General features: G+C 69.1%; 13 protein-coding genes. 4 read left to right on the forward strand and 9 right to left on the reverse strand.

The features are described 5' to 3' along the window. Positions 1-176: 176 nt before the first annotated feature. The 5 genes from MXA07_RS15945 to MXA07_RS15965 all read right to left on the reverse strand — a co-directional run bounded on the left by MXA07_RS15945 (position 177) and on the right by MXA07_RS15965 (position 4,385). Entirely contained in the window at positions 177-857 is a 681-nt protein-coding gene (locus MXA07_RS15945) for a hypothetical protein (protein ID WP_247729583.1), read from the reverse strand. A 364-nt stretch (positions 858-1,221) separates the two neighbouring features. Then, positions 1,222-2,178, reverse strand: a complete 957-nt coding sequence (locus MXA07_RS15950; RefSeq protein WP_247729584.1) for a homoserine dehydrogenase — start codon at positions 2,176-2,178, stop codon at positions 1,222-1,224. Next, the gene (locus MXA07_RS15955; RefSeq protein ID WP_247729585.1) at positions 2,178-2,744 is read right to left on the reverse strand and encodes an ACT domain-containing protein; all 567 of its coding nucleotides are present in this window, start codon (positions 2,742-2,744) and stop codon (positions 2,178-2,180) included. The genes MXA07_RS15950 and MXA07_RS15955 overlap by 1 nt, the downstream gene beginning before the upstream one ends. 229 nt (positions 2,745-2,973) lie before the next feature. Then, entirely contained in the window at positions 2,974-3,336 is a 363-nt protein-coding gene (locus MXA07_RS15960) for a NifU family protein (RefSeq protein WP_247729586.1), read from the reverse strand. A gap of 71 nt (positions 3,337-3,407) precedes the next feature. Then, positions 3,408-4,385, reverse strand: a complete 978-nt coding sequence (locus MXA07_RS15965; protein ID WP_247729587.1) for an ROK family protein — start codon at positions 4,383-4,385, stop codon at positions 3,408-3,410. Between the two features lie 143 nt (positions 4,386-4,528). Here MXA07_RS15965 and MXA07_RS15970 point away from each other — a divergent pair, with 143 nt between their 5' ends. Further along, complete coding sequence (locus MXA07_RS15970) at positions 4,529-6,220, forward strand: sensor histidine kinase (protein ID WP_247729588.1); 1,692 nt, start codon at positions 4,529-4,531, stop codon at positions 6,218-6,220. Between the two features lie 419 nt (positions 6,221-6,639). Here the strand turns inward: MXA07_RS15970 and MXA07_RS15975 are convergent, their stop codons facing one another. After that, positions 6,640-9,852, reverse strand: coding sequence for an ATP-binding protein (locus tag MXA07_RS15975; protein ID WP_247729589.1), 3,213 nt, complete (start codon positions 9,850-9,852; stop codon positions 6,640-6,642). Positions 9,853-10,158: 306 nt separating this feature from the next. On the opposite strand from MXA07_RS15975, the gene MXA07_RS15980 reads away from it, so the two are divergent. Together MXA07_RS15980 and MXA07_RS15985 are read left to right on the forward strand one after the other, a co-directional pair. After that, positions 10,159-10,560 carry a hypothetical protein gene (locus tag MXA07_RS15980; protein ID WP_247729590.1) on the forward strand — a complete coding sequence of 134 codons (402 nt, stop codon included), beginning with the start codon at positions 10,159-10,161 and terminating at the stop codon, positions 10,558-10,560. 120 nt (positions 10,561-10,680) lie between these two features. Then, the gene (locus MXA07_RS15985) at positions 10,681-11,421 is read left to right on the forward strand and encodes an SDR family NAD(P)-dependent oxidoreductase (protein ID WP_247729591.1); all 741 of its coding nucleotides are present in this window, start codon (positions 10,681-10,683) and stop codon (positions 11,419-11,421) included. Positions 11,422-12,143: 722 nt separating this feature from the next. Here the strand turns inward: MXA07_RS15985 and MXA07_RS15990 are convergent. Together MXA07_RS15990 and paaK are read right to left on the reverse strand one after the other, a co-directional pair. Further along, positions 12,144-13,190, reverse strand: coding sequence for a BtrH N-terminal domain-containing protein (locus tag MXA07_RS15990; RefSeq protein ID WP_247729592.1), 1,047 nt, complete (start codon positions 13,188-13,190; stop codon positions 12,144-12,146). Between the two features lie 127 nt (positions 13,191-13,317). Beyond that, on the reverse strand, positions 13,318-14,601 hold the full coding sequence (paaK, locus tag MXA07_RS15995; RefSeq protein ID WP_247729593.1) for a phenylacetate--CoA ligase PaaK: 1,284 nt from the start codon (positions 14,599-14,601) through the stop codon (positions 13,318-13,320). A gap of 352 nt (positions 14,602-14,953) precedes the next feature. On the opposite strand from paaK, the gene MXA07_RS16000 reads away from it, so the two are divergent. Further along, positions 14,954-15,730 carry a proteasome assembly chaperone family protein gene (locus MXA07_RS16000; RefSeq protein ID WP_247729594.1) on the forward strand — a complete coding sequence of 259 codons (777 nt, stop codon included), beginning with the start codon at positions 14,954-14,956 and terminating at the stop codon, positions 15,728-15,730. 62 nt (positions 15,731-15,792) lie between these two features. On the opposite strand, the gene MXA07_RS16005 is transcribed toward MXA07_RS16000, so the two are convergent. Further along, positions 15,793-16,908 (reverse strand): SPFH domain-containing protein, encoded by a 1,116-nt coding sequence (locus tag MXA07_RS16005; protein WP_247729595.1) that lies wholly within the window; start codon positions 16,906-16,908, stop codon positions 15,793-15,795. Positions 16,909-16,947 lie beyond the last annotated feature (39 nt).

Consider the following 16,947-nt stretch of genomic DNA (forward strand, 5'->3'; position numbering starts at 1 on the left):
AGGCGGAACGGATCGACTGGCAACCTCGATGGCAGTGGCTCGTCCGTTCCCGACAGCGGAATGCCAAGTCCTCGCGGATTCGGGGCGAGTCGGACTACGAACTCGAGGACGAGGCGCCGTACTCGGCGCGGAAAACCGACAGTCGGGGCCTCCAATCGACTCGATCGAACGGAACGCTACCAGCCACACTCGCCGGAGGCGCAACCGTCGTAACAGTCGGATGCCGTCGTATCACAGATACAACCGAACTGCGGTTCGTAGAAGCATTCGACCGTCATTTCCTTCTTGTACCCGTAGGTGCCCTCACTGGCACAGCAGTCCTCGGCACAGTAGGTCTCTCCGTCCTCGGGACACGGCGACGATTCCAGTTTGACACTATCGGTGTCGGGATTGATCGCGAATCGGTCGTCGGTCCGGGTATCTTCGACGACCGCGTAGCTCCGATCGACACCTGGTCGCACATACACGGCGATGTCGTATCGATCGGTGTTCTTCGAAACCGAAATGTGAGCGGTCGGCGTTCCCTCCTCGATGTCCGCAGCGACGTCGAACCCCTCCGTCTCGGCATCCGTCGAGAGCGTCACCTCGGGATCGAATTGCGGTTCGAACGTGAACTGATCGATAGACGCGGAATCGAGAATCCCGCGTCGAGCGAGCTCGGACCGCAACTCGACAGTTTCCGCTTCGACCACCGTTCGAGCGCGGTCGGGATCGAGTAGCTCCTGCTTTTGTTGTCGGGCCTGCTCCGCAGCCCCGGTACCGCTGATCGCACCCAGGCCACCCATGACTGCGGCGGATCCGGCGACTCCGCGAAGTATCGATCGACGTCTAACCTCGGTCGGTGTGTCTCGTGACATCGAACTGTAATACAAGATCTCCTTGAATAAATTTTCGTTCCGGTATCATAGAATGAGATTATAAATTCGACGATTCTAAACAAGGGGAACGGACGTCAATGATCGTCGAGCGCGAGAAGATTCGAAAGATATGGCCACCAACATATCGAAGACAAAACCGACGTGCCGAATCAGCGTCGAGAACGGGAGCCGGACGATTCGACAAAGTGAGTGGGACGGAGGACCGTCCCGCCGGACGGGCCGTTTCGTCACTCGAATCACGGAGCCGATTCGTAGCCGATCGGTCCACCAGACCGAACACATCCAGCCGTCGGTGAAATCGTCGGGCTCGCGGCCCGCGATCGGCGCGGGGGATGGCCAACGATCAACGCCCGGCGAGGCGCTCGACGTCCGCCAGTACGGCCGTCGCCGTCTCCGGGCCGCCGGCGCCGGCGCCGCTGTTGTGTAACGTGCCCGCGTACTCTGTCTCGAACTGGACGATGTTTCGCGTGCCGTCGACGGCCAGCGGGCTGTGTGCGCCGACCAGTCGCGGACCGACGCGGACGCCCTCCCGCGTCGCCTCGCCGACGAGTCTGATCGTCTGGCCGTCCTCGCTCGCCAGTTCGAGCGCGCTCTGTGGGATGCCCTCGATGCCCTCGACGGCGGCGTCCGAAAGCGAGAAGCCGCCGTCCGCGAGGACGTTCGCGAGGATGACGAACTTCAGCGCCGCGTCGGTCCCGTCCACGTCGAACGTCGGGTCCGCTTCCGCGACGCCGAGATCCTGGGCCTCGGCCAGGACGTGGTCGTAATCCAGTCCCTCGCTCTCCATCCGGCTGAGGATGAAGTTCGCCGTCCCGTTGAGGACGCCCCGGACCGCCGTGACGTGCTCGGGCATCCGGTCCTCGATCGTCGAGTACACCGGAATCGCCCCGCCCACTGTCGCCTCGAAGCGGACCGAGCCCTCGCTCCGGGCTTCCAGCGCTCGCAACTCGTCGTAGCGTTCGGCGACCGGTCCCTTGTTCGCGAGGACCGCGTGCCGATCGGCCGCGAGGGCTCGTTCGACGTGGCCGAATCCCGGTTGGGCGTCCTCGAGCGTCGTCGGCGTCGCCTCGACCAGGACGTCGTACGGCGTCTCGAAGACCACCTCGTGGGCGGCGTCGCCGACGGGGTCGCCGCGTCGCTTTCGCTCCAGAGCCGACGCCACGTCGACGCCCGACTCGTCGACGACCGCGCCGCGCGAATCGGCGATCGCGACGACCTCGTGGCCGTACTCGCCGGCCAGGTCGGCGACGGATCGGCCGACGGCCCCGGCGCCGACGATCGCCAGTCGACGACCACCCATCAGCGCTCACCTCCGGAGAGCGGTTCGACGACCGTGAGTTCCTTCTCCTCGCCGACCGTGCGAACGGCGTCGAGGGCTCGATCGACCTGCCCGTCGTCGACGGCCAGGCGGAGCAGTGCCGCGGAGACGCCCTCGGTCCCCTCCGGCGCGTCGATCGTGGCGTCGACCACGGACGCGTGATCGAACGCCTCGATCCGCGAGAGCGTATCCGAGAAGTCGGTGTCGACGAGGTGACCGACGAGGAGAACGGTCACCTCGGACTCGTAGCGGTGGGATCCGGCCTCGATGATCGACACGTCGGCGGATCGCAGACCCTCGACGATGGCCTCGAACTGCGACGGCGTACACACCAGTTCGATCTCGACCGGAATCGTCCCGCGCGGCGTTCGGTTGCCCCGTTCGTGGTGGATCGACCGGAGGTTGCCGCCGTGGTCGGTGATCGGCCCGAGCGCGTGGTGTAACCGACCGGGTTCGTCCTCGAGTTCCAGTCGAATCGTGTGCGCCGTGTCCCCCTGGCCGTCGATACCCGGTGCAGCGGCCGATCCGTCGCCGGGTTCCTCACTCATCGCACACCACCATCGTTCGCCAGATCGCCGCGCACCTGCATGGGTGTCGGAACGGGAGTGGGTCCTAAAAGCCTATAGCCCGGTTCAAATATCACCGTCGTCGCTCGCAGCCCTCGGTCGTGAGGACCGCCGGGCCGCGAGCGGAACGGGAGGCGCGACTCGGGACACACGAACGGACGATACCGAACCGCGAACTGACGCGAGCGGGGAAATCGTGACGACCGGCCGTTCACAGGTGGTCCTTGCCGGGGTTCGAGGAGCCCCAGTCGCCGCGGCCGCCCTCGGTCCGGTCGATCCCCATGATCGATTCGGCCTGCTCCGGGCCGCCGAGTTGCTCGCGCGCGTCCGGGACCCGGACGGTGACGTCTTCGATCTCGTCCCACGTGAGCAGTTCCGCCTGGATGTTGCCGGTCGTCACGTCGCTGACGCTGCAGCCGCGACAGCCGCCGCCGAGCTCGATGATCACCTCGCCGGTCTCGGGGTCGGCCTCCCGGACCGCGCTCGTCCCGCCGTGCATCTGGATGATGGGCATCTGACTCGCGAGCCAGCGCTCGACGCGCTCGCGAAGCGGCTCCGATTCGGGGGTGCTCATTGGCGTGACTTGGGGCCGACGGGGGGAATACGTTGGGGTTCGCGGCGATTCCGTCGGTGCGAGGCCGACGGTCACCCGACGAGTTGCGTTCGATCGCCGGTGCCGCCTGTCAGCGCGCTCGCGACGGCGCCGTCCAGCACGACGTCGTCGCCCCGCGTGGTGAGGCGAACGTCGGGGACGTTCGAGACGACGAGCTCGGGCAGGCGGTCGCGAATCGGATCCAGGACGAGCGAGGGGTTGTTCGTCGCCACGGCGCCGCCGATCGAGACCACCATCGGCGCGACGGCGTGGACCAGGTTCGCGACCCCGATCGCGTTCCAGTGTCCGACGCGCTCGATCACGCGATCCGCGAGCGGGTCGGCGCCGGCCGCGGCGAAGACGTCGGCCGCGTCGAACGACGGCTCCTCGAGGGCGAGATCGGTTTCGAGGTCCGGGTTCTCGGCCGCGAGGAACTCGGCGTAGTCCGGGATGGCGCTGCCGGCGCAGTAGGCCTCCCAGTGGCCGTCGCGACCGCAGCCGCAGGTGAGCCGTCCCGCCGGATCCACGACTCCGTGGCCGACCTCGCCCGCGTTGCCGTCCCAGCCGGCGAGGATGGTCCCGTCGCAGCAGATGCCGGCGCCGATGCCCGAGGAGATCGTCACGTAACACATGTCGTCGGGGTTGCGCTCGGCGTAAAATCGCTCCGCGATGACGCCCGCGGTCGCGTCGTTGTGAAGGAAGACGTCGTCGGTCTCGAGGAGGCGAGCCACCGGACCAGAAAGCGGGACGCGATCCACCGAATCCGGGAGGTTCGCCGGGTCGACGACGGTTCCCTCGGCCAGGTCGAACGGCCCGAACGAGCCGACGGCGGCGGCCTCGATCGCCGACGGGTCGACCCCGGCGTCGCCGCAAACGGCGCGGAGGCTGTCGAGGACGGCCTCCGTGACGTCGACGCCGCTCGGGCCCTGCGGCGTGGCCCGGCGCCGGGTCGCCAGTCGCTCGCCGGAGTGGTGGACGACGACGGCGCGGAGGTTCGTCGCGCCCAGGTCGACGCCCGCGACGTAGGTCACGTCGCGGACGGACGGGACCCAGCCACTTAATCGGGGCCGCTCGGACCCGGCCGATTTCGATCCCGATTCCGCCCGACGGCGAGTTGGTTCACCGTCGGGTACCGCCAAAAGCTATAGGTTCCTGTCGGTTCTCTACTTGGTCGATGTCCGTGGGATACTGGGCCGCCGGAATCGTCGACCGCCTGGCGATCCTGCTGGCCGGCGGCTTCGACGCCGAGGGCGTCGACGACGGCCCGGAGACCGACGACAACGTGGCGGCCGACGATTCCGGGGACCCCGCGGATGCGTCAGCCGAGAGCGAAAACGAGTCGTCGAACGAATCCGGGCGGGCCGCGGACGGGGCCGGTGCGGACGGTGACGGATCGTCGAGCGATTCCGGGGCCCCCGCAGGCGACTCGCAGACGGAGGAGGACGGACCGTCGGGCGAGGACGAGCCCGCGGCCGAATCCGACCGCCCCAACATCGACCACCCGGACGGGTTACTCGTCGTCGAGGGGGGCGAGATCGTCGCGGCCAACGAACTCGCAGAGCGGCTCCTCTCGACCGGGGACGGATCGATCGTCGGCAGCCAGCTCGACCGAGTCCTCCCGCCGCCGGTCGAGTCCCACGACCTCGAGTGCGTCATCGACGGCCAGCGCCGGCGCTACGAACCGTACGTCCTTTCCTGCGACGCGGCCCGCTCGACGATCGACCACGGCTGGATCCACCTCCGCGAAACCAGTCGCCGAACGTTGCCCTACGGCGAGGCGGCGGACGCGGAGGAGTCGCTCGCGGGGCCGAACCAGTTCGAGCAGTACGAGACGATCATGGACGTCGTTCCCGATCCGGTCTACGCGACCGACGAGACGGGGACGTTCACCTTCGTCAACCGCGCGTTCGAAGAACAGTTCGGGATCGACCGGACCACCGTGGCGGAATCCGACGTCCACTTCTCGGCCGTGACGACCGAGGCGGGCGCCGAGCGAATCGCCGAGGCGATTCGGGACCTCCACGCGAGCGACGAGACGCCGGCCAGGACCACGGTCGAGAGCGTCGCCGTCACGGAGCGGGGCCGGACGCTGACGGTCGAGAACTCGCTCGCCCTCCAGCCCTCGGACGGCTCGTTCGCGGGGACGGCCGGCGTCCTGCGCGACGTGACCGACCGCCAGCGCCGCGAGGAGATCCTCTCGGTGATGGATCGCGCGCTGCGGCACAACCTCCGGACGAACGTCAACATCATCGCCGGCTACGCCGAGACGCTCGAACCGGCCGTCGACGAGGACCACCTCGAGGCCCTCCAGACCATCCGGCGGGCCGCCGACTGGCTGGGCAAACTCGGCGAGACGATCCGGACGCTCGAACGCTCGATCGACGAGACGGGCGATCCACACCGGGCGGTCGACGTCGAAGCACTGCTCGACGAGACCGCCGACTGGGCGGCCGAGCGCTACCCGTCCGCGACCGTCGACGTCACGGTGGGCGCGCGGGGTGCGATCGACGCCGGCGAGCCGCTCGACATCGCGCTCCAGAACGTCGTCGAGAACGCGATCGTCCACAACGATCGCGATACGCCGTCGGTCGAGATCTGGGTCGCGGACGCGCCGCGCGAGGGCTGGCTCGAGCTGTCGGTCGCCGACGACGGTCCCGGCATCCCCGCCGACGAACGGCGGGTCGTCCAGGGCTCTGCGACCCCGACCCAGCTCACCCACGGGAGCGGACTCGGCCTCTGGCTCGCCAGCTGGATCGTCCAGGTGTTCGACGGCGAGTTCGAGATCCGCGACAACGACCCGCGCGGTACCGTCGTCACCTTCCGCCTCCGACGGCTGGTGAGCGAGGAGTCGGTCGACGACGAGTAAAGCCGGTGGACGGGACCGGCCGTTTCCGACCGCAGTACGAACAACCGGTCAGCGGCCGTCGCGGCGGCGCACGAACGTCCGCAGCTCGGCGAGCGCCGCGTCCGGCGCGTCGCGAAACACGTAGTGACCCGCGTTCGGAACGTTGGACGAGCCGGCCGTCGGCCAGCCGGTCGGCCGCGGCCAGATCCGCCGCCCGATCCGCGACGTCGAGGTCGCGACGCAGGACCAGCGTCGGCGCCTCGATCTCGTCGAACGCGTCTCGGACGAGCTCGTGTTCCCGGGCGAGCGCCGCCACGTTGGGACTACAATCCGTCGCCGCGCTGGCGACCCGGCGGGCCTGGGCCCGGTCGGTGACGCCGTTCTCCAGGGCTCCCGTCGACCGACCTCGGTCCGTTCGCGTTTCGACCGGCCGATCACGGTCACTCGTCGAGCGTCGCTCGGAGGGCTCGTGCCGGTCCCTCGAACAGACCGAGGCCGTACTCCGAAACCAGCCCGGAGGCGGCGTCGAGTCGATCCGTCGCGTCGTCGACGGCCCCGCTCGCAGCGGCCACGCGACAGCGATCGAGCAGCGATTCGACCCGGTCGACCGTCGCGCCGCAGGATTCCTGGACCCCGATCGCCGCCTCCAGTTCCCGTTCGGCCCGATCGAACGACTCGAGCGCGAGGCAGCAGGCGCCGAGTCGCGACCGGGCGCGGGCTTCGAGCAATTGCTCGTCGGTTGCCCCGGCCGCCGTCACCGTCTCGGTCGCGAGGTCGAGCGCCCGGTCGAGCTCGCCCGCCTCGCGGAGGTCCGCGACCAGTTCGACGCGATAGCGGGTGACGTCGACGTCGTTGGCGCCGTCGCCGGCGAGTTCGACGGCGGCCTCGTGGTGATCCCGGGCGGTCTCGGGGTCGCCGTCGATCCGGCGGACCCAGCCGAGGACGTCGCGGGCCGCGGCGACGCGATCGTCGTTGCCGAGCTCGCGCGCCAGCGACAGCGCCCGGCGGGCGTCCTCGCCGGCCCGGTCGACGGCGCCGGCGTAGCCGTTCGTTCGCGCGCGCGTAACGTAAGCCACGACGAGTCCGTCGGTCCCGTCGAGGTCCTCGAAGGTCGCGATCGCCTCGCGACAGCGCGCCGCGGCCAGGTCGAGCCGGCCGCGGTGGACATGCACCTGCGCCAGTTGCACCCGGGCCTTGGCGACCCGCTCGGTGCGGCCGATGTCGGCGCCGACCTCGATCGCCGACTCGTACTCGTCGACCGCCTGCGAGAGGTTGCCCCGGGCTCGGTAGAGGAGCGCCTGGTTCAGCAGGGCGTCGGGCAACGTCTCGCGCAGTCCGTGGTCGCGCTGGATCGAGAGGGCCCGCTCGTTCGCATCGATGGCCGCCTCGAGATCGCCGCTCTGGCGGTGGACGAGCGCGAGGTTGGTCAGCGACTTCGCACAGTAGTGGGCCTCGTCCAGGCGCTCGAACGACGACACCGCATCGGTGAGTCGGCGCTCCGCCCGTTCGAACAGCCCCGTCTTCCCGTCGAGCGTCCCGAGATCGTGCGTCGCGAGCGCGTACAGGGTGGGATCCTCCGCGTCCTCGGCGACGTCGAGACAGGCCTCGAACGCACCGCGCGCGCCGTCGAAGTCGCCGCGCTGAACCAGTCCCCAGCCGGTCACCCGGTGGAGGCGACACCGATCCGCCGGCGGAACGGCGTCGGTCGCCAGCTCGAGGGCGTCCCGGGCGACGTCGAGGCCGCGCTCGACCGAGCCGGCTTTGATCCGGAGCTCGGCCAGGCGGTGAGCGGCGCGACAGGCGACGGCGTCGTCGCTCGCCAGGGAGAGGGCTCGTTCGTACTGGGACTCGGCGCGGTCGGGTTCGCCCCGGACGAACCGGGTGCGACCGATTTCGAGGCGGATCGAAGCGGCGCGATCGGGCTCGCCGAGGCGGTCGGCCAGTCGGAGTGCGCGCTCGTAGGCGTCCACGGCGGCCTCCCCGGCGTACGTGGCCCGGGCTCGGTCGGCCGCCCGCTCGTAGTACTCGATCGCCCGGGCGAGCTGGCCGGCGGCCTCGCACTGGCCCGCGATCGCCGACGGCGGTGCGTCGGCGGCGATCAGGCGCTCCGCGGCGCGTTCGTGGAGGGCCTGCCGGCGATCGTCCGCGAGACCGGCCAGGATCGTCTCGCGAACGAGGCCGCTCGCGAACTGGATCGGGTCGGCCTCGGGTTCGCCGGTCCACTCCAGGAGGCGGGCGTCGACGAGCACTGAGAGGTACGCGCCCAGTCGCGCCTCGGGGATCGAGACGGTCGAGGCGAGCGTCTCGAGGTCGACCGTCCGGCCGATTATCGAGGCCGTCTCGAGGATGTCGGTCGCCGTCTCGTCCAGCGCGCGGATGCGTCGTTCGACGGCCCCTTCCGCACCGCCGGGGACGTCGAGTTCCTCGAGCGATCGCGGATACCGGCCCTGGGCCGGGTCGATCTCGTCCCGTTCGAGCATCCCCGCGACGGCCTCTTCGACGATGAGCGGATTGCCGCCCGTCGCCTCCTGAACGAGGTCCACGAACGCCGCCGGGACGGTCGCGTCCCCGACGAGTCGTCGGACGAACCGGGCCGTATCGTCCCGGTCGAACGGCGCCACCGCCAGCGACGCGACGCGATCCGAGGCGTCGAGGCGTTCGCGCATCTCACCCAGCGGCGCGTCGGCCGCGACGGCACCCGGGCGGTAGGCGCCGACGAGCAACAGCGGGTAGATCCAGGCGCCGCACTCGTCGGCCAGGCGTTCGAACAGTGCGAGCGTGGCGGGGCCGGCCCACTGCAGGTCGTCGACGAACAGCAGCGTCGGCTGGTCAGTCGACCGATCGCAGACGGCAGTCGAGACGTCGCCGAGGAGGGCGCTCTGGCGCGTCGAGAGCGGGGCGTCCGCCAGGTCCTCGCTCGTCGCCCGGGCGAGCGGGTCGAGCACCGAGGAATCGAACGCCCGTTCGATCGCGCGCCGAAGCGGGCCGTAGGGCGCGTCGTTCCCGCGCTGGCAGGCGGCCCGACCGACGGTCACGCCGTCGCTGGCGGCTCGATCGAGCAGCCGTTCGACCAGCGCCGACTTGCCGACGCCCGCCTCGCCGGTGACGAACAGCGTCTGCCCGCCGCGACTGTCGATCGAGTCCAGGGCCTCGACCAGCGTTTCGAGTTCGACGGCCCGGCCGACGAACACCTCGCCGGAGACGTACCCCGAGGACGTCGCGACCGGCTCGCTCGACAGTCCGGCCAGAACGGACGACAGCGGCGTCTCCGGCGTGGCGTTGATCACGTCCCAGAGCGGTCGATCGTCCGCGACCGTCGACGGATCGAACGCCTCGGATTGCTCCAGGAGCCGGCGGCGACACGCCAGCGCGCGCTCCCACCCCGCCTCGGTGAGCGCGTAGACGCTCCGTTCGATCCCGGCGTCGGTGGTCCGGATCGACTCCGTCAGCTCCCCCTCGTCGGTGAGGCGCATCGTCGTCTGGAAGACGTCGAGGCGACCCGGAACGTCAGTCGGGTCGATACCGACCCCGCTCGCGAGATCGGTCGGCGTCAGGGCGACCGTCGAGCGCCCGTTCGACGGGCCGTCCCCCTCCCCGCTGGCCGTCCGTTCGTATAGCACCAGACAGACCAGATCTCCCAGTGCGACGTCCATGGCGAGCACATTCCGCGCCCTCGTAATGAAATTAACTGACAGATCGTCTCGACGGATCGGCCCGCGATCGACGGCGGGCGTGGATCCGTCGGTGGAGATCTGATCGACGGTTCCGGCGGTGAAGAGCCTAATCGGCGACTCCGTCGGAGTGGGGACGTGATCGTCGGATGCGCCACGAACACCGCCGTCGAACGTCGTCGGAGGCTACCGCGCAGAGGTACGATTCCCGACGGACGGTCTGTCCGTACCGACGATCTCGACGGCCGTGGGCCCGCCTTTTGGGGCTGGGGAGCGTCTAGAGACAGCATGGCACCCGACGACCCCATCGAGTCGTTGAGCGAGGACGAACGCGACGCACTCCACGAGGTCGAACTCGGACTCGAGTGGCTGCAGCGGGCACAGGGCGTCCTGCTGGAATTTCACCACGCGACCGGGCACGCGATGGACCACCTCGACCGGGCCGAACGGCGGCTCCGGACGGCCGGGCACGACGAACTCGCCGACGAGCTGCGCGTGTCCGTGCTTCCCCACGGCGTCGTCGACGGCGATCGGTGGTCCTACGACGTCGTCGAAGACTTCCAGGGGACGATCCTCGCGGAGATCGACGGCTTCGAGAGCCGAGTTCGCCACGAACTGGCCGACGGGAGCCGGCACGTCGCCGAACGACGACAGGAACGACGCTGGAAGGAACGGGCGGACGAGAAGTGACGACGGGCCCCGCACGAGTGGCAAATCTGTAGAAGCGACGGACCGCGAAGCGGGGTTCGGGCAAGGGAAGTGACGGCGGCCGGGCGGTACAGCTAACCCGCCGGCGACGGACCGTCGCGTATGGACGGACCCGATCTGACCGACCGAACGGTCCTCGTCACCGGGAGCGCGAAGGGACTGGGACGCGCGCTCGTCCTCGACGCGGCGGCCTGCGGGGCTCGCGTCGCGGTCAACTACCACACGAGCGCCGAGGCGGCGGCCGACGTGGCCGCGACCGCCAGCGACCGCGGCGCAGCAGCAGCGATCACCGTGCAGGCCGACGTGACCGATCCCGAGAGCGTCGACGGGCTCTTCAGCACCGTCGAGGCCGAGCTTGGCGACGTCGACTGTCTGGTGAACAACGTCGGCGACTTCGCGCCCGTCCGCTGGGACGAGATGGACCTCGCCACCTGGCAGCGCGTGATGGACACCAACCTGACCGGCACGTACCTCTGCTCGAAGCGCGCCCTACCGACCATGCGAGCGGCCGAATTCGGTCGCATCGTCAACGTCGGCTACGCCGGCGCCGAGAAAGGGCTGGTCGATCCGAAGAACTTCCCCTACTTCGTCGCTAAGGCGGGCGTCCTCATGTTCACGCGAATGCTCGCGAACGACACGCAGGACGACGGCATCGCCGTCAACGCCGTCTCGCCGTACGTCGTGGAGAACTCCGAGGAGTTTCCGGACGACCTGCCGCGCGATCGGCCGGCGAGTTTCGAGGACGTCACGCAGGTGGTCCGCTTCTTCCTCGATCCCGATCTCGACTACGTCAGCGGCGAGAACGTGGAGGTCGACGGCGGCTGGTTGCCCGAGGACGTGTGAGCCGCGAGGGCCGAGCGTCAGCGAGGCCCTCGAGATTGCGAGCGGGGAGCGCAAGCGACCCGTGAGCCGCGAGGGCCGAGCGTCAGCGAGGCCCTCGAGATTGCGAGCGGGGAGCGCAAGCGACCCGTGAGCCGCGAGGGCCGAGCGTCAGCGAGGCCCTCGAGATTGCGAGCGGGGAGCGCAAGCGACCCGTGAGCCGCGAGGGCCGAGCGTCAGCGAGGCCCTCGAGATTGCGAGCGGGGAGCGCAAGCGACCCGTGAGCCGCGAGGGCCGAGCGTCAGCGAGGCCCTCGAGATTGCGAGCGGGGAGCGCAAGCGACCCGTGAGCCGCGAGGGCCGAGCGTCAGCGAGGCCCTCGAGATTGCGAGCGGGGAGCGCAAGCGACCCGTGAGCCGCGAGGGCCGAGCGTCAGCGAGGCCCTCGGCGAGACGATTCGGATCCGTCGCTGGAGATTCGGCAAACGGGTTCGTTCGTCGCTCTCGGGGCCTGCGCTACCGAAATCGGGGAGACGAAACGACGTCACGTGGTTTCGGAAAAGCGGAACGGGGGCGGAAGAAACGTACTACCGGCCAGCGAGGTGACGGGTTCGGGATGGAGTGGGGACACGCCATCACCGCAGGAGAGAACGCAGAGCCGGTTCATCGTCCCATAACGGGCCGACGGGACCGACCGGCTCCCCAGCACCACGCGACGGCCGGGTGGACCGGCAGCGTTCCCGTCACCTCAGTTCGACACCGCTTCGAGGAGGTCGCGAGCCAGGCGCTCCTCCCGATCGGCGACGCCGCGAATCGCGTCGCTCGCGTCGGCGAGCAGCTCGGGAAATTCGGAGTCCGTCGCGCGATCCAGTTCGCTCGCCGTCTTCAGCGTCTCCCCGATCGACGTCCAGTCGTCCGCGATCGCGGCCGTCCGCTCGGCCAGCGCGGGATCGAGTTCCGGGAGTTCCGCGATCATCCGGTGCAGGAAGCGGGCGTAGAGGCTGCGAAACGCGCCGCCGCCTGTGCCGCGGCGTTCGACGTTCTGGTAGGCAAAGCGGGCGGTCCACTGCGGGTCGGGAAGGTCGGTCCACGCGGGAAGATCGTCGGCGAACGCGCGGATGCCGTCGAGGCCGTGGGACCCCCGACCCAGCGGTCGGTCCCTTCGGTTCGGATCGAGCATGGCGTCGGCGGTCGTCTCGATGGCCGCCCGTGCGGCCGTGGCCAGGTCGACAGTCGGCTCCGGATCGGTGACGACGAGGTGGCGATAGCCCAGGTCGAAGACGGCGTCCGATCCCATCGCGGCTCGAAGATCCGGGATCGGGACGCGCTGGACGGCGTCGAACTCGCTGTCCGAGAGGACGACCTCGTCACCGTCGACGTCGACGACGAGGATCGTGTGCGGCGCGAAGTGCGTCCCCGTGTCGAAGTACTCGAGGTGGAAGATGTCCGTAAAGACCATCACCGGATCGCCCGCAGCGGTTCGGTCGCGCAGGCGATCGACGACGGCGGCCCAGCGCTCGTCGTCCGTATCCGGCTCCGCAGCGATACCCGGCTGCCACCGCTCGTACCCGATTCCGAGGTGCTCGAAGAACGCGTCCTCGATCCACAGCGGCCGGCCGAAGAACCCGCGGTGGGGAGCGCGCGCCAGTTCGAAGTAGGTAAAGCCCAGGCCCGCCGCCAGGCCGAAGCAGGTGGGCTCGTCGACCCCCCAGTCGTAGCGGCCGGCGAGGTTTCGCAGCGAGGTCGACCCGCAGTGATCGCCGGTGTGGTGGACGTAGCCGTCGACGCGAACCATACCGACCGGTCGGCGACGGATTCCGAAAACGGTTCTGAAACGAGGGGATCCACGCCCGGGACGAGCGGGGTTCGTTCGACCCGAAGACGTTCGGGCGACCGCACCGTCGAAGCGCCGACGGCGGGCGTCAGCGGTGGTCGAAGACGCGCCGGACCTTGCCGGTCTCCTGGCGGTCGATCTCGCCGGACGGGACGACCGAGAGATCGTCGACCGTGACGTTGAGGATCTCGGTCAGTCGCCGCTCGATCAGGTCGTGGAGGGCCTCGCGTGATCGGTCGGCGTCCGCGTGGCGTTCGACGGTGAGCTCCATGGTATCGAGGGAGCCATCGCGGTAGAGGTCGATGCGGTAGTGCGGCGCGACGTCGTCGATCTCGACCAGGACCTCCTCGATGCTGCTCGCGTAGACGTTGACGCCGCGGACGATGAGCAGGTCGTCGACGCGCCCGCGAATGTTCTCGATGCGAGCCGACGTCCGCCCGCACTCGCAGGCCTCGTACGTGAGACTGGTGACGTCGCCCGTCCGGTACCGGAGGACGGGGAGGGCCTCCTTCGTCAGCGAGGTGAGGACGAGTTCCCCGCGTTCTCCCTCGGGGAGAGGCTCGCCCGTCTCCGGATCGACGATCTCGGGGTAGAAGTGATCCTCCCAGAGGTGCAATCCGTCCTGGGCTTCGGCGCACTCGACGGCGACGCCGGGCCCGATGAGTTCCGAGAGGCCGTACATGTCGACGGCGGTGACGTCCAGCGCGTCTTCGATCTCCGCGCGCATCGGATCGGTGAACGGTTCGGCGCCGATGACGACCGTCGACAGCGGAAGGCCGCGGACGTCGATGTCGCGTTCGTCGGCCGCCTCGGCGAGATAGAGGCAGTACGAGGGGGTACAGCCGAGCGCGTCCACGTCGAGGTCCCGGAGGAGCTCGAGCTGGAGGGCGGTGTTGCCGCCGCCCGTCGGGACGACCGTCGCGCCGAGTTCCTCGACGCCGTCGTGAAAGCCCAGTCCGCCCGTGAAGAGGCCGTACCCGTAGGCGTTCTGGAACGTATCGGCGGGCTCGATACCCGCCGCCGCGAGCGAGCGCGCCATCACCTCGCGCCAGACGCGCAGGTCGTCGTCGGTGTAGGCGACGAGTTTCTGTTTGCCCGTCGTCCCCGAGGAGGCCTGGATCCGCGTCAGATCCTCGTCCGACCCGGCGAAGAGCCCGTCCGGGTACTGCGATTCGAAGTGTTCTTTTCCAGTGAACGGCAGTGTCGTGATATCCGAGATCGTCTCGATATCGGCCGGCGAGACGCCGGCGTCGTCGAGTCGATCGCGATAGAAGTCCACGGAGTCGTAGACGTGGCGGACCGTCTCGCGCAATCGATCTCGCTGGATCCGTTCGAGTTCGGCTCGTGGAGCGGATTCGATGTCCTGGTACATTGTCGGATTCGTCGGTCGAGGGTTCCGGCGGCGTCGGGAGTGGTGCGGTGCGTGGGCGGTTGTGGGCGGATCCGCGTCGGCTGCAGCCGGGCCCGGACGCGTTGCCGGACGCGCCCGCAACCGGGTTCTCGACGGCCGCTGGCGCCCTCGCGCAGTCGGCCGCTCGTCCGGTCGTCGACCGGTTTTCACGGACTCGAGCCGCCCCGGAGAGCGGGGGACCGGCCGCTTGGCTGGCGATACCCACTAAATTGCGGGGGCAAATAATCGTACCGAACGGACGGCCGCGATCGTTCGTCGCGAGCGACCGGCTGTGCAAAGAACCTTGGCGGTGGTCTCCGAACGAGACGGTACAATGGCGTCCGATCCATCCACGTCGTACGAGCGACTCGCGGAGATGACCAGCGAGGAACCGACGCTCATCGAGGGGTTGCCGGGACACGGGCTGGTGGCCTCGATCGCCGTCGACCTGCTGAACGACCAGCTCGATCTCTCCCACTGCGGGAACATCACCTCGGAGGCGTTCCCGCCGGTGGCGACGTTCGACGACGGCCTGGTGCAGGATCTCGTCCGAGTCTACGGCTGCGCCGATCCGGCGGTGATGACCCTCCAGAGCGACCTGACGATCCCCGAACGAGCGTACGAGCCGCTCAGTCGGTGCGTCATCGAGGACATCGCGGGCGACATCGGACGGGCGATCTTCCTCGCCGCGGCGCCCGCGAGTTCCGAGGAGCAACTCGGACAGGTCACCGGCATCGCGACGACCGAGGACGTGCGCGCCGACCTGGAGGCGGCCGACATCCCGATCGGCGACGAGCGCGGCGTCGTCGGCGGCGTGACGGGCGCGCTCGTTCGCGAGTGCTATCAGGCCGACGTACCGGCCGCCCTGTTGGTCGTCCGCGCGCACCCGCGCCTGCCGGATCCGGGCTCAGCGAAGGCCGTCATCGAAAACGCGCTCGAACCGCTCGTCGAGTTCGAGGTCGACACGACGCCGCTCGACGAACAGGCCGAGGAGATCCAACAGCGGATGCAACAGGTCGCGAGCCAGTTCCAGCAAGCCCAGCAGGAAGGGGCCAGGGGCGGCGACGAAGAGCAGAGCTTCCGCTCGAAGGGCTCGGGCATGTATCAGTAACAGCCACCCAAAGCGATCGCATCCTGGGCGACGCGTCTCCGCCCGTCGGCGACACCGATCCGTCAGGCCGAGTCGGAAGAATCGCTCGATTCCGGCACTTCGGGGCCGTCGGTCGCGCCGAGATCCTGGCCCTCCTTGATCGCCTGGGCCTCTTGTTCCATCGCCTCGACGTCCACTGCGGCCTCCGCGTCGATCTCGCCGATGATCTCGGCGATGTCGTCGAGGCCGATCAGTTCGCGGGTCTCCTCGTCGAAGTCGAGACTCTCGAGCGTGCCGTCGCCCTCGGCGACGTCGCTGCCGGTGAGGTGCTTGCCGTAGCGTCCGACGAGGGAGGTCAGTTCCTGCGGGAGGACGAACGTCGTCGACTCGCCCTGGCCGATCTCGGAAAGCGTCTCCATCCCCTTGTCGACGATGGCGCGCTCGCCCATCGATTCGGCGGATTTGGCCCGGAGGACGGTCGAGATGGCGTCACCCTGCGCTTCGAGGATCTGGCTCTGTTTCTCACCCTGTGCGCGAATGATATTGCTCTGTTTGTCACCCTCGGCTCGCTCGACCGCGCTGCGACGTTCACCCTGCGCTTCGAGGATCATCGCGCGGCGGGTTCGCTCGGCGGAGGTCTGTTGCTCCATGGCTCGCTTGACGTCCGGCGAGGGGGTGACCTCGCGGACCTCGACGCTCTCGACGCGGATCCCCCACTCGTCGGTCGGTTCGTCGAGTTCCTCGCGGATGCGGGCGTTGATCATCTCGCGCCGGCTCAGCGTGTCGTCGAGTTCCATGTCGCCGAGGACGGCCCGCAGCGTCGTCTGGGCGAGGTTCGAAACCGCGGGCATGTAGTCGTCGACCTCCAGGAAGGCCCGTTTGGCGTCCATGACCCGGATGTAGACCACCGCGTCGGCCGTCACCGGCGAGTTGTCCCGCGTGATCGCCTCCTGTTGGGGGACGTCGATCGTCTGGGTCCGCATGTCGAAGCGGTAGGTGCGCGAGACGAACGGCGGGATGACGTTCAACCCCGGTTCCAGGAGTTTGCGGTACTCGCCGAAGACCGTCAGCGCCTCGCGGTCGTAAGCGTCGACGAACCTGACCGACTGCCAGAGCGTGACGACGACAACGAGGAGGACCAGCGCGCCGATACCGAGGAGCATCGCCGAGCCGGTCGTCGCCGGAACGAGAGCGTCCATCTGTCACGGTACGAGCCCGGCGGGGAAAGGACTGTCGTC

Origin of the sequence: Halovivax limisalsi (assembly GCF_023093535.1) — an archaeon.
In the GTDB taxonomy this organism is placed as follows: domain Archaea; phylum Halobacteriota; class Halobacteria; order Halobacteriales; family Natrialbaceae; genus Halovivax; species Halovivax limisalsi.

What these genes read in the sequence shown, in the direction of transcription:
- MXA07_RS15945 (WP_247729583.1), bottom strand. Translation starts at nt 857, where the DNA reads ATGTCACGAGACACACCGACCGAGGTTAGACGTCGATCGATACTTCGC.
- MXA07_RS15950 (WP_247729584.1), bottom strand. Translation starts at nt 2,178, where the DNA reads ATGGGTGGTCGTCGACTGGCGATCGTCGGCGCCGGGGCCGTCGGCCGA.
- MXA07_RS15955 (WP_247729585.1), bottom strand. Translation starts at nt 2,744, where the DNA reads ATGAGTGAGGAACCCGGCGACGGATCGGCCGCTGCACCGGGTATCGAC.
- MXA07_RS15960 (WP_247729586.1), bottom strand. Translation starts at nt 3,336, where the DNA reads ATGAGCACCCCCGAATCGGAGCCGCTTCGCGAGCGCGTCGAGCGCTGG.
- MXA07_RS15970 (WP_247729588.1), top strand. Translation starts at nt 4,529, where the DNA reads ATGTCCGTGGGATACTGGGCCGCCGGAATCGTCGACCGCCTGGCGATC.
- MXA07_RS15975 (WP_247729589.1), bottom strand. Translation starts at nt 9,852, where the DNA reads ATGGACGTCGCACTGGGAGATCTGGTCTGTCTGGTGCTATACGAACGG.
- MXA07_RS15980 (WP_247729590.1), top strand. Translation starts at nt 10,159, where the DNA reads ATGGCACCCGACGACCCCATCGAGTCGTTGAGCGAGGACGAACGCGAC.
- MXA07_RS15985 (WP_247729591.1), top strand. Translation starts at nt 10,681, where the DNA reads ATGGACGGACCCGATCTGACCGACCGAACGGTCCTCGTCACCGGGAGC.
- MXA07_RS15990 (WP_247729592.1), bottom strand. Translation starts at nt 13,190, where the DNA reads ATGGTTCGCGTCGACGGCTACGTCCACCACACCGGCGATCACTGCGGG.
- paaK (WP_247729593.1), bottom strand. Translation starts at nt 14,601, where the DNA reads ATGTACCAGGACATCGAATCCGCTCCACGAGCCGAACTCGAACGGATC.
- MXA07_RS16000 (WP_247729594.1), top strand. Translation starts at nt 14,954, where the DNA reads ATGGCGTCCGATCCATCCACGTCGTACGAGCGACTCGCGGAGATGACC.
- MXA07_RS16005 (WP_247729595.1), bottom strand. Translation starts at nt 16,908, where the DNA reads ATGGACGCTCTCGTTCCGGCGACGACCGGCTCGGCGATGCTCCTCGGT.